Source organism: Streptomyces sp. NPDC055955, from assembly GCF_042270245.1.
Classification (GTDB): domain Bacteria; phylum Actinomycetota; class Actinomycetes; order Streptomycetales; family Streptomycetaceae; genus Streptomyces.
Genome location: NZ_JBHJYS010000029.1, coordinates 1 through 12408, shown reverse-complemented (window position 1 = coordinate 12408; position 12408 = coordinate 1). Strand labels below are relative to the sequence as shown.

Below are 12408 nucleotides of genomic sequence, written 5' to 3'. Positions count from 1 at the left end.
CGCTACCTCCAAACCCGGTCCCATAGGGCCGGGTCAAGTTGACACCTTCGTACTCCCCGTGGCCGTGGCCGGCGCGTCGGGCGTGTGGGCGACCACGGGCCCGCCCTCGACGAGCCGCCGGATGCCCGGTGTGGCGACGGCCGCGACGGCCATGGCGGCGACCAGGAACCACAGGCCGCCCACGGCCGACCCCGTGCGGTCGACGACCACGCCGATGCCCATCGGTCCGAAGCCGCCGCCCAGATTGCCCACGGCGTTGATCACCGCGATGCCGGAGGCCGCCTGAATTCCCGTCAGGAAGCGTGAGGGGAGCGTCCACAGCACCGGCTGCCCCGCGAAGATGCACATCGCGGCCACGCTGATGAAGGCCATCTGCAGCACGTGGTTGCCGGTCAGGGCGCTGGCCGCGAGGCCGAGGGCGCCGGCGGCGGCGGTGCCCGCGATCCACGGGTAGCGCGCACCGCTTCGGTCCGCGAGTTTCGGCACGACGTACAGGCCGACGGCCACGAAGACGTACGGGATGGCGGTGATGAAGCCGGTGGCCGTCGTGGAGAGGCCGCCGAAGCCGTCGACGATCGTCGGCAGCCAGAAGCTCAGCCCGTAGGCGCCGAGCGGGAAGCACAGGTAGAAGAGCGACAGCAGGACCACTCGCCTGTCGCGCAGCGCGCGCAGCGGACTTCCGTGTCCGCGCTCGCCCAACGCGTCGGCCTCTGCGGCGAGTTCACCGGCGATCCAGGCCCGTTCCTCGGCCGTGAGCCGGCGGACGCCTTCGGGGCCGTCGGGCAGGAAGCGCAGGGTCACGAAGCCGAGCACGATCGCCGGCACGCCCGTCGCGATGAAGATCCACTGCCACCCCTCGAGCCCGAACGTGCCGTCGAGGTCGTCGAGCGCGCCCATCACGGGGTTGCCGATGATGAAGGCGAGGGGCGCGGACATCATGAACCAGCCGGTCATGCGTGCCCGGTAGCGGCACGGATACCACTTGGTGAGGTAGTAGAGGACTCCCGGGTAGAAGCCGGCCTCGGCGACGCCGAGCAGGAAGCGCGCGGCGTAGAACTGCCAGTCGTTGCCGACCAGCGCCGTCAGGACGGTCACCACGCCCCAGCTGAGCATGATGCGGGTGAACCAGCGGCGCGCGCCGAATCGGTCGAGGTAGACGTTGCTGGGCACCTCGAAGATCGCGTACGCGATGAAGAAAGCGACCTGGCCGAAGGTGAACGCGGCGTTCGACAGGCCGAGTTGGTCCTGGAGCGTCAGCTTGGCGAAGCCGACGTTCGACCGGTCTATGTACGCCACCAGATACAGCAGGACCAGGAACGGCATCAGCCGCCGGGTCACCGCCTTCATGACTGTCGATTCCACGGCTCTCCCAGGTCGTTCGTGCCGGATCCGCGTCGATCCTCTGGACACGCCGGGACCGTATCGTGATTTGATAGCACCATTGAAGGGGTGCGTCGGACACGGCTTGATCACGGCCGCGGTCACGGCCCTGGCATCGCACCGGAAGGACTACACATGGCCGCGCTCGAACCCACACCCGACGACAGCGAGGCGCCGCTGCGCTCCCGCGCCTGGTTCGGCGACGGCGGCAAGAACGGCTTCATCTCCCGCCACCATCTGCGCGCGATGGGCCGCGGCGGTCACAACTTCGACGGCCGCCCGGTCATCGGCATCTGCAACACCTTCTCCGAACTGACGCCTTGCAACGGCCACCTCCAGCTCATCGCGGACGCCGTGAAGCGCGGCGTCCTCCAGGCCGGCGGCTTCCCCCTCGAATTCCCCGCCATGTCCCTGGGCGAGCCGTTCCTGCGCCCCACCTCGATGCTCTACCGCAACCTCGCCGCGATGGAGATCGAGGAACAGATACGGGCCAACCCCCTGGACGCCGTCGTCCTGCTCACCGGCTGCGACAAGACCACCCCCGCCGCCCTCATGGGCGCCGCGAGCGCGGGTGTCCCCGCGATCGTCTTCACCGGCGGCCCGATGCTCAACGGACGTTTCCAGGGCCGCAACGTCGGCTCCGGCACGGACATCTGGCGCATGACCGAGGAACTGCGGGCCGGGACCGTCACCCAGGAGGAGTTCACCGAGTTCGAGAGCTCCCTCAACCGCAGCGCCGGTCATTGCATGACGATGGGCACCGCCTCCACCATGGCGTGCCTGACCGAGGCCCTCGGCATGATGCTCCCCGGCGGCTCGGGCCTGCCCGCGGTCGACGCACGCCGCGGCACCCTCGCCGAGGAGACCGGCGCCCGCGCCGTCGCACTCGCCGGCAGCGACCTCACCCCGGCGCGCATCATGACGCGCGCGGCCTTCGAGAACGCCGTCCGGATCAACGCGGCCATCGGCGGCTCCACCAACGCCGTCGTCCACCTCCTCGCCATCGCGGGCCGGCTCGGCGTGCCGCTCGCCCTCGACGACTTCGACCGTCTCGGCGCCGAACTCCCGCTGCTCATCGACCTGATGCCGTCGGGGCGCTTCCTCATGGAGGAGTTCGCGTACGCCGGCGGACTGCCCGCGCTCGTCAACGACCTGCGCGACCAGCTCCACCGCGACACGGTCACCGTCACCGGACGCGGCCTCGTCGACAACTGCGAGGGCGCGCAGGTCCATGACCGCGAGGTGATCCGCCCCATGGACCGCCCGGTGCAGCCCGCCGGCACCGGCACCGCCGTCCTGTGCGGCAACCTCGCGCCGAACGGCGCCGTCATCAAGCAGTCGGCCGCCGACCCGAAGCTGCTCAGCCACACCGGGCCCGCGCTCGTCTTCGACTCGCTGGAGGACTACCTCGCCGTCGCCGAGGACCCCGACCTGGACGTCACCGCCGACACCGTCCTCATCGTCCGCAACACCGGCCCCAAGGGCTACCCCGGTATGCCCGAGGTCGGCAACCTCCAGCTCCCGAAGAAGCTCCTGGACGCCGGGGTGCGCGACATGGTCCGCATCTCCGACGCCCGCATGTCCGGCACCGCCTTCGGCACCTGCGTCCTGCACGTCGCGCCCGAGGCCGCGGTCGGCGGCCCGCTCGCCCTCGTGCGCACGGGGGACGACGTACGCCTCGACGTGCCCGCGCGACGCCTCGACGTGCTGGTCGAGGACGCCGAACTGGAGCGGCGCCGCAGCGAGTGGCAGCCGCCGACGCCGCCCGCCGACCGTGGCTGGACGTACCTCTACACCCAGCACGTCACCCAGGCCGACACCGGCGTGGACCTCGACTTCCTGGTGGGCGCCAGCGACTCCGCCCCGCCCCGCCAGGCGTTCTGAGGGCCCCGTCATGAGTACCGAAGAATCAGAGAAGCAGGCGAAAGGTGCACAGCAGGTGACGAAGGACGTCGACTCCCTCGTTCGCGGTGTCTCACCCGTACTCGAAGTCCCCTTCCGCGACGACGGCGCCCTCGACCCCGACGGCTTCGCCACGGTGGTCGACCGCGTCCTCGCCACCGGCGTCGGATCCGTGATGTTCCCCGGCTTCGCAAGCGAGTTCCACAAGCTCGACGCGGGTGAGCGGGACCTGCTCACCGGCCTTCTCCTGGAGCGCACGCGCGGCCGGACGGACGTCGCCGCGATCGTGTCCGTCCCCGACCACGCCACCCGGCACGCCGTCGCCCAGGCCGTCAGCGCCGCCGAGCGAGGCGCCGACGCGGTCAACGTCCTGCCGCCGCATTTCCTCGGCCCCTCACGGGACGCGGTGCTCACCCACGTACGGTCCGTGCTCGCCGCCGTGGACCCGCTGCCCGTCGTCGTCCAGTACGCCCCCGCCCAGACAGGCACCGCCCTGGACGCACCCACCCTGCACACCCTCGCCGCGGAACACCGCAACCTCCGCTGGGTGAAGGTCGAGTCGGCCCCGCCCGGACGCCTCATCGCGGCGCTGGCCCAGGGAGAGCGCCCGCTGCCCGCCCTGGTCGGATACGCCGGACTCCAGCTCCCCGACGCCCTGCGCCGCGGCGCGGTCGGCGTCCAACCGGGCTGCTCCTTCACGGAGTTGTACGTGGAACTGTGGCGCCGCTGGGAGCGCGGCGACGAGACCGGCGCCGTCGCCCTGCACACCCGTATGACGCCGTACCTCTCCTACTGGATGCAGGGCGTCGAGCTGATCGTCGCCGCGGAGAAGGAGATCTCCGTGCGCCGAGGCTGGTTCGGCTCCGCGCACTGCCGGGCACCCGGGCACACCCTGGACAGCGAGGAGTTCGCCATGATCGACCGGTTCTGCGCCGAGTTCGCCGAAATGATGCCTGAGCTGCTGCGATGATCCCGCGGGAAGCGTCACACCCGGTGCTCCGATTCCCGCCGCAGATGTGACAATCGACAACGCACCGGGCGGGACCGCCGGCACACGATGCACACGACGACACAGGGAGTGGCGTGGAACTTCAGGGCCTGCACGGGCAGGTGGTCGACCGGATCGGCCTGTCCCTCGCGGCGGACGAGATCCGCGCCGGGGAGGTCCTGCGCCTGGAGGACGTCCAGGAGCGGTACGGCGTCTCGCGCACGGTCGCGCGCGAGGCCGTCCGGGTGCTGGAGTCCAAGCGGGCGGTGACCAGCCGCCCGCGCATCGGCATCACGGTCCGGCCGATGCCCGAGTGGAACCTCTACGACCCCCAGGTCATCCGCTGGCGCCTGGCCTCGCCCCGGCGCGAGGTCCAGCTGCGCGAACTGGCCGAGCTGCGCGCCGCCGTGGAGCCCTCCGCGGCGGCCCTGGCCGCGGCGAGCGGTGACGCCGAGGCCCGGCAGGCGCTGTCGGAGCACGCCCGCGCCATGGCGAGCGCGGCCCGGGCCGGCGACAGCGCCGGCTTCGTCGAGGCGGACGCGGCCTTCCACCGAGCGCTGCTCGGCGCCTCGGGCAACGGCATGTTCGCCCAGCTCGCGGAGGTGACGGAGGAACTCCTCGTGGCCCGCCGCGAGCTGTCCCTGATGCCGCACGACATCGACATGGCGGCAGTACGCCGCCATCAGGAAGTGGCCGACGCGGTAGCCGCGGGCCGCCCGGCCAAAGCGGCGCAAGCGGTGACGGCCATCGTCGACGCCGCCCACAGCGAGGTCGAAGACCTCCTGGCGGGCGGATCCTGCGGGTACGGGGTCTGAGGGTGGGGCGCGGCCGGTCCCTTGATCGCTTACTGGACGGCGCCTAGGCTTCCGTGCCCATGGGGACGGGGGAGCAGGGCAGCGGGCGGCAGGCGTGGCACGACCGCTTGATCAGTCGTCGTGGAGCCGTGGCGCTACTGGCCGGGGCGGCGGGGCTCGTCGTTCTGGGTGCGGTGTTCGTCCTGTTGCCGGGGCTGGTGGTCGACCACGACCTCGCCGGGGCGAGCGTCGCCGCTCAGGACCGCCTGAAGGCGGTGAACGATGTCCGTACGGCGCTTCTGCAGGCGATCGGCGGTCTCGTCGTACTTTTCGGCGCTTATGCGACATGGCGGCAACTGCGGGTGAGTCAGGACGGTCTGCGTGCCACCCAGGAGGGCTACGTGACCGACCGGTTCAGCCGGGCGGTCGACCAGCTCGGCAGCGACAAACTGGATGTACGCATCGGCGGGCTGCACGCGCTGTGGCGGATCGCGGAGCAGTCGGCTCGCGATCGCGAGGCCGTCATCTCCATCCAGGCCGCGTATCTGCGTACGCACCTGCCCTGGCCGCTCACCGGTCCCGAATCGCCGGCGGCGGACGTGCCCATCAACGACATCGCGCCCCTGGAGACCCGCGCGGCCGACAGCCAGGTGGCGCTGACCGCGCTCGGTGTCCTGTGCCGGCACCGGGAGCAGTCCTGGGTCAACCTCAGCAGCACCGACCTGCGACGGGCCGACTGCGACGGCCTGTGGTTCCCCGAGGTCAACCTCGACCGTGCCTGCCTGGAGGCGGCGGGCCTGTACCGCGCCCATCTGACGCAGGCGTCCCTGGTCTCGGTCGACCTGCGGCACGCCGACCTCGCGACGGCGATCCTCCGCCGCGCTCGCTGCACCCTGGCCGACCTGCGGGGCGCGAGGCTGGTCGAGACCGATCTGCGTGACGCCGATTTCACCGAGACCGACCTGCGTGAGGCGAACCTGCGCAAGGCCGACGCCCGCGGCGCGGTGTTCCGCCGCGCCGACCTGCGCATGGCCGACCTGCGCGGCACGGACCTGACGACCGCCGACCTCGCCGAAGCACGCCTGACCGGCTCCGTGGCCAGCGAGCAGACGCGCTGGCCCGCGGGGTTCGACCTCTCCGCCGCCGGCGTCGTCGACTCCGAAGACCCCGGCCCCGAGCCCTCGCCCCTGCTCCAGCCACCGGGGATGACGCGGCAGGCACCGCCGCTGCGGTCCACTCCGTGACCCCAGGTTGCCGCGCCGGGGATCGCATTCACGTCGTGATGCTCACCGGCGGCCGGTGAGCATCACGGGAGCCCAATGGTGCGTGCGAACCCCGGGCCGGCAGGTCCTACGTCGCCGAGTTCCCCGAAGCGATGCCGAACGCCGGGTCCGGTACTGACTCGGGGGACAGGAGTACCGAGGAACGGCCGTCGACACCCACGGGCACGTCACCGTCGATCGTCACCCGGCGCAGCTTGCGCTCGTGGTCGTCGGAGTCGTCCACGCCGTAGTGCTGCGTGGCGCGGTTGTCCCAGATGGCCACGTCCCCGGCCCGCCACTGCCAGCGCACCGTGTTCTCAGGGCGCTCGACGTGCGACTGGAACAGGTCGACGAGCGCGCGCGAGTCCCGGCCGGTCAGCCCGACGACGCGCTGCACGAAATTGCCGAGCAGCAGCACGCGCTCACCGGTCTCCGGGTGCACGCGGACCACCGGGTGCTCGGTGAGGAACTTGGTCGACGCGAACACCTCACGGAACCGCTCGAGCTGCTCCGGCACGGCGTCCGGGCGCAGCGCCGCGTAGTCGTAGTCGTTCGAGTGCACGGCGCGCAGGCCGTCGGCGAGCGCGCGCAGCGACTCGGGCAGATGCGTGTAGGCGGTGGCGGTGTTGGCCCACAGGGTGTTGCCCCCGTAGGGCGGCACGGTCACGGCACGCAGGATGGAGAACGCCGGATAGGCGGGGACGAAGGTGACGTCCGTGTGCCACTGGTTGGCGCGTCCGCCGTGATCCGAGTCGATCGGGAACGAGTAACGGCCGTCCGCGGACGGGACGGTGGGGTGGGCGACCGGCGTGCCGAGGAGCCGGCCGAACGCTTCGTGGCTGTCCTCGTCCAGGTGGTCCTGGCCACGGAAGAAGACGACCTTGTGCCGCAACAGCGCGGAGCGGACCGCAGCGACTGTCGCGGGCGGCAGGTCGCCGCCGAGACGTACGCCGGAGAGGACGGCGCCGAGCCGGCCACCGACCTTCTCGACCGCGACGCCGGGGTCGTCGGAGTCCTGGGCGGGGCGGGTGTCGGTGGCGGGTGCGGGGGTCATGGTGAGAGTCCTTTCGGGAGGCGCGAAGGAGCGTTCGTAACCCGTCGCGGCCAATTGGCCTTGCAGCGGAAGCAATTGAGGCGGCAACGCACAGCCGCTACGGATGAGGTCCCGAGGGGGCGGGTGTCCCTGGGGCGACGGGTGTGGTGCCCGTCAGACCTGGTGCCGCGCCGGACGCGGAGTGCGTCGAACGCGGCGCGCGCCGAACGTGGCGTGTGTCGGATCCCGACGGGGTGCGTCAGATCCGGAAGGTGGCCGGACAGCGGCCCGTACACGCCACCGGCGCATCGCGCCGGGCATCGACGGGCCGTGACGTGGGAGCGGTCGTCGCGGACATGGTCCGGAGCGTCGCAGCGGCGGCGAGGCACCGTCAAGCGTGATCCGGGCCCCGCCACCGCGTCGCCTGATGGTTGCATCGGCGCCTGCGCACAAGGCGGCGTCCCATGCTCCGTCTCCCGTCAAACCCCATGTGACCAGCGGAGTTTCGCGCGAACCGCGCACGGTCACCCACCTGTGCGGGAGTGCACCCCGGACGGCGTCGGGCGCCCCGCGCGAATTCACGCCACCGCAATGTTGCCGCCGTCGCAACGGCGGAACCGCACGGAGAGGGACACGATGACGCACGCCACCCGTCGTCGTGGACGCGCCGGGCGACGGCGTCCTCGTCTCGCACGGGGACCAGGGCGGCGGCTACGTCCTCTATGTGGAGGACGGCCGACCGCACTTCGCGTACAACGAGTACGGCGTGCTCCAGGAGAGCGACGCGGGGCCTGTGCCCCGGGGTCCGCACGAGATCGCTGTCTCCGTGACCGCCGAGAAGGGCCCGCGCCGGCGGTTGTCGGTCGCCGTCGACGGAGTGGAGCGCGCCGCGCCGGACAGGGTGCACCAGCTCATCGGCATGGCTCCGTTCCAGGGCATCAGCGTCGGCGTCGACCGCGTCGCCGGTGTCCTGGCCGCTGCACCAGCGCCACGGCGGCTTCCGCCACACGGAGGGACTCAGGTCCGTGACCTACCGCCCGGGGGCTGCCGCGCCCGACTCCCCGGCGGCCTTCGAGTGACGTCCCGACGGTCCTCAGGCCGGACGCAGCCACACCGTCGCCAGTGGCGGCACCGTCAGACGGAGTGAGACGGGCCGGCCGTGGCTCGGTTCCGGGTCCGGCTTGAGGACACCGGAGTTGACGACGTCGCCGCCGCCGTACCGCGCCGCGTCCGTGTTGAGGACCTCGGACCAGCCGGGGACCGAGTCGGGCACACCGAGCCGGTAGCCCTCGCGGACCGCGGGGGAGAAGTTGCTCACGGCCAGCAGCGGCGTGCCGTCCGCCGCGTACCGCAGGAACGCGAGGACGTTGTCGTCGGCCGCGTCCGCGGTGATCCACGAGAATCCCGCGGGCGTGTTGTCCCGCTCCCAGAGGGCGGGAGCCGCCGCGTACTCGTGGTTGAGGTCGCGTACCAGGTCGAGCACCCCGCGGTGGTCCGGCTCGGCCTCGTAGGCCGGGTCGAGGAGCCACCAGTCCGGGCCGTGCGACTCCGACCACTCGGCTCCCTGCGCGAACTCCTGCCCCATGAACAGGAGTTGCTTGCCGGGGTGGGCCCACATGAAGCCCAGGTACGCGCGGTGGTCGGCGCGCCGTTGCCACCAGTCACCGGGCATCTTCGACACGAGGGCACGCTTGCCGTGCACCACTTCGTCGTGCGAGAGAGGGAGGAGGTAGTTCTCGCTGTAGGCGTACACCATCGAGAACGTCAGCTCGTTGTGGTGGTATTTGCGGTGAACGGGCTCGTGCACGATGTACGCCAGCGAGTCATGGCTCCAGCCCATGTTCCACTTCAGGCCGAAGCCGAGGCCGCCGAAACCGCCGGGTCCGATGTGGTGGGTCTGTCGTGTGACGCCGTCCCAGGCGGTCGACTCCTCGGCGATGGTGACGACACCCGGGCAGCGCCGGTACACCGTCGCGTTCATCTCCTGGAGGAAGGCCACAGCGTCGAGGTTCTCGCGGCCGCCGTGCTCGTTGGGAGACCACTGACCTTCCTCGCGCGAGTAGTCGAGGTAGAGCATGGAGGCCACGGCGTCGACCCGCAGGCCGTCGATGTGGAACTCCTCGCACCAGTAGACGGCGTTGGCCACCAGGAAGTTGCGGACCTCCTTGCGGCCGTAGTCGAACTCGAGGGTGCCCCAGTCGGGGTGCTCGGCGCGGCGCGGGTCCTGCGGCTCGTACAGGGCGGTGCCGTCGAAGCCCGCCAGCGCCCAGTCGTCCTTCGGGAAGTGGGCCGGGACCCAGTCCATGATCACGCCGATCCCCGCCCGGTGCAGGGTGTCGACGAGGTGGCGGAAGTCGTCGGGGGAGCCCATGCGGGACGTCGGGGCGTAGAAGCCGGTGACCTGGTAGCCCCACGACCCGCCGAAGGGGTGCTCCGCCACCGGCATGAACTCGACGTGGGTGAAGCCCAGATCGCTCACGTAGGCGGCGAGCTGGTCGGCGAGCTCGCGATAGTTCAGTCCCGGCCGCCACGACGGCAGATGCACCTCGTACACCGAGAAGGGCGCCTCGTGCACCGGACGCTGCCCACGCCGCTCCATCCACGCCGCGTCCTCCCACACGTGGGACGACTCCGTCACGACGGACGCGGTCGCGGGCGGCACCTCCGTACGCCGGGCCAGGGGGTCCGCGCGCACGGTGTGCGAACCGTCGGGGCAGGTGATGTCGAACTTGTACAGCGTTCCCTCGCCGATGCCCGGCAGGAACAGCTCCCACACGCCCGACGAACCGAGCGACCGCATCGGGAACGCGGTGCCGTCCCAGGCGCAGAAGTCACCGCAGACGCGCACGCCCCGGGCGTTCGGCGCCCACACCGTGAACCGGGTGCCCGCGACCCCTTCGTGCGTCATCGGCTGGGCGCCGAGAGCGGTCCACAGCTCCTCGTGCCGCCCCTCGCCGATCAGATGCAGGTCGAACTCCCCGAGCGCGGGCAGGAAGCGATAGGGGTCCTCGACCTCCCTCTCGTCCCCGTCGTACGTCACGAGCAGCGTGTACGCGGGAATCGCGTCGAGGGGCAGCACGGCGGTGAACAGACCGTCACCCTCGTCGAGCAGCTCCACGCGCCGGCCCTCGACCGACACGGCGACGGCCTGGGCGTACGGCCGCAGCACCCGGAACGCGACACCGCCGTCCACCGGGTGCGCGCCCAGCAGGGAGTGCGGGTCGTGATGCTCACCCCACAGGAGACGTCCGCGGTCCGCCCCGTCCAGCGCGGGGGCGGGCGGGACGGTGGAGCGACCGGGGCCGAGCTTGCCGGGCTTGGCAGTCTTGGGGGCGGTGGTCTTGCGAGCTGCCACGGTTCTGTCTCCTCGGGCGGGATGGGGGTTCGGCAGGCGGACGGCGGAGTTGCCGCCGCCTGGTTCAACGGGGTTCGGCGAGGCGGCTGATCGCCGCCATCGGCACGGGCAGCCAGTCGGGCCGGTGCCGTGCCTCGTACAGGACCTCGTAAAGGGCCCGGTCCGTCTCGTAGGCGCGGAGCAGGTCGGGTTCCTCGCGCGGGTCCGACTTGGACTCGGCCGCGTAGCCGGCGCAGTACGCGTCCCGGCAGCGCAGCGACCACTCCGGCCGCCAGGGCAGGCGGGTGCGGGCCGCGTAGTCGAAGGAGCGGAGCATGCCCGCGACATCGCGCACGGGAGACTGCGCGTGGCGGCGCTCGGCGAGCGGGCGGGCCGGCTCGCCCTCGAAGTCGATGACGAACCACTGCTGCCCCGACCACAGCACCTGCCCCAGATGGAGGTCGCCGTGGATGCGCTGCGCGGGCCGCGCCGAGTCGAGGAGCGCGAACGCGTCGAACGCGGCCCGCAGCCCCGGCGCGTGCGGGCGCAGTGCGGGCACGGAGCGGGTCGTGGAGTCGAGGCGCTCGGTCATCGCGGCGGCGAGGCGCCGGTTGCGGTGGGGTTCAGGTGCGTCGACGGGGAAGGCCGCGGTCAGCGCGAGATGGACCTCGGCGGTCGCCCGCCCCAGTTCGTACGCCTCGTCGGTGAAGTCCATGCCGGAGGAGAGGGACCGGAGCGCGAGGGTCCAGCCGTCGTCCGCGTCGGGCAGGAACGGCTGGAGGACGCCGAGGGTCGCCTGCTGGGGCTGCGACGTACGGAACCAGGCCACGGGTCCCGGCACGCGGGTGCAGCCCTGACGGGCGAGCGCCTGCGGCACCTCCAGATCCGGGTTGACGCCGGCCTGGACGCGCCGGAAGACCTTCAGGATGTACGCATCCCCGTACACCAGCGACGTGTTGGACTGCTCGGCGTCGAGGACGCGCGGCGTGAGCCCCGAGGGCACGGTGACCTGCGGGTCGCGTTCGAAGCGCAGGGGGCCCGCCACCCCCGGGTGGCGCAGCCGCTCGAGGAGCAGCCCGGCCGAGCGGGGCTCCTGGAGCGCGTCGTACACCATGAGCCCCGTCAGCGGGCCCTCGGTGGCGCGGCCGATGAAGGCGGGCGCGAGCGAGGGTGGCAGCATCTCCCGCACACCGAGCAGGAGTTGGTAGAGGTTGTCGGCCGGAGGTGTGCCCGAGCCGGAGCGGGTCACCTGCTCGGCGTGTTCGGCGCGCACCAGCAGGTGCAGGCAGCCCGGGTGCAGTTCGGTCATCGAGGCCAGGGTCAGCCCGGTGACGGGCCGGCCCTTTCCCGCGAACCAGCGCTGCCGGGGCAGCCATTCGTGCAGCAGACCGGCGAGTGAGTTCAGCAGCAGAGAGGGGCTGACGCCGGTCGGACTCTGCAGTGCGGCCTTGGGCATGGCGACGACTCCTTTCGAGGGCGGACAGACGGACCCAGGGGGGTGGGGCCGCCGGTCACCACGTGGTGCTGACGGCTTCCTTGCGGAGCCGGAACCAGTAGAAGCCGTGGCCCGCGAGGGTCAGCAGGTACGGGAGCCGGCCGATGGCGGGGAAGCGCACGCCACCGATGAGCTCGACCGGGTGGCGGCCGTCGAAGGTCTGGAGGTCGAGTTCGGTGGGCTGGGCGAAGCGGGAGAAGTTGTGCACGCACAGCACGAG

9 protein-coding genes and 1 pseudogene are annotated in these 12408 nt (G+C 71.7%); 5 read left to right on the top strand and 5 right to left on the bottom strand.

Annotation, left to right across the window (positions count from 1 at the left end; all coding sequences use genetic code 11):
• Positions 1-33 precede the first annotated feature (33 nt).
• Positions 34-1362 carry an MFS transporter gene (locus ACFC96_RS39805; RefSeq protein ID WP_376617191.1) on the bottom strand — a complete coding sequence of 443 codons (1329 nt, stop codon included), beginning with the start codon at positions 1360-1362 and terminating at the stop codon, positions 34-36.
• A 153-nt stretch (positions 1363-1515) separates the two neighbouring features.
• Here ACFC96_RS39805 and ACFC96_RS39800 point away from each other — a divergent pair, with 153 nt between their 5' ends.
• From ACFC96_RS39800 to ACFC96_RS39785, 4 genes are all read left to right on the top strand, one after another.
• Positions 1516-3264 (top strand): IlvD/Edd family dehydratase, encoded by a 1749-nt coding sequence (locus ACFC96_RS39800; protein ID WP_376617189.1) that lies wholly within the window; start codon positions 1516-1518, stop codon positions 3262-3264.
• 55 nt (positions 3265-3319) lie between these two features.
• Positions 3320-4252 carry a dihydrodipicolinate synthase family protein gene (locus ACFC96_RS39795; RefSeq protein WP_376617187.1) on the top strand — a complete coding sequence of 311 codons (933 nt, stop codon included), beginning with the start codon at positions 3320-3322 and terminating at the stop codon, positions 4250-4252.
• Positions 4253-4365: 113 nt separating this feature from the next.
• A complete protein-coding gene (locus ACFC96_RS39790; protein WP_376617185.1) occupies positions 4366-5085 on the top strand; it encodes a FadR/GntR family transcriptional regulator in 720 nt (239 codons plus the stop codon).
• Between the two features lie 128 nt (positions 5086-5213).
• Positions 5214-6308, top strand: coding sequence for a pentapeptide repeat-containing protein (locus tag ACFC96_RS39785; protein ID WP_376617183.1), 1095 nt, complete (start codon positions 5214-5216; stop codon positions 6306-6308).
• Positions 6309-6414: 106 nt separating this feature from the next.
• Here the strand turns inward: ACFC96_RS39785 and ACFC96_RS39780 are convergent, their stop codons facing one another.
• Positions 6415-7380, bottom strand: coding sequence for a TauD/TfdA dioxygenase family protein (locus ACFC96_RS39780; RefSeq protein ID WP_376617182.1), 966 nt, complete (start codon positions 7378-7380; stop codon positions 6415-6417).
• A 631-nt stretch (positions 7381-8011) separates the two neighbouring features.
• On the opposite strand from ACFC96_RS39780, the pseudogene ACFC96_RS39775 reads away from it, so the two are divergent.
• A pseudogene (locus tag ACFC96_RS39775) lies at positions 8012-8438 on the top strand (arylsulfatase); the annotation flags it as partial.
• A 14-nt stretch (positions 8439-8452) separates the two neighbouring features.
• Here the strand turns inward: ACFC96_RS39775 and glgB are convergent.
• The 3 genes from glgB to ACFC96_RS39760 all read right to left on the bottom strand — a co-directional run.
• Entirely contained in the window at positions 8453-10714 is a 2262-nt protein-coding gene (gene glgB, locus ACFC96_RS39770; protein WP_340457671.1) for a 1,4-alpha-glucan branching enzyme, read from the bottom strand.
• 64 nt (positions 10715-10778) lie between these two features.
• The gene (locus tag ACFC96_RS39765; RefSeq protein WP_340457672.1) at positions 10779-12149 is read right to left on the bottom strand and encodes a phosphotransferase; all 1371 of its coding nucleotides are present in this window, start codon (positions 12147-12149) and stop codon (positions 10779-10781) included.
• Positions 12150-12204: 55 nt separating this feature from the next.
• Positions 12205-12408 (bottom strand): alpha-glucosidase C-terminal domain-containing protein (locus tag ACFC96_RS39760; protein ID WP_376617180.1); only part of this gene is annotated, 204 nt, incomplete at its 5' end.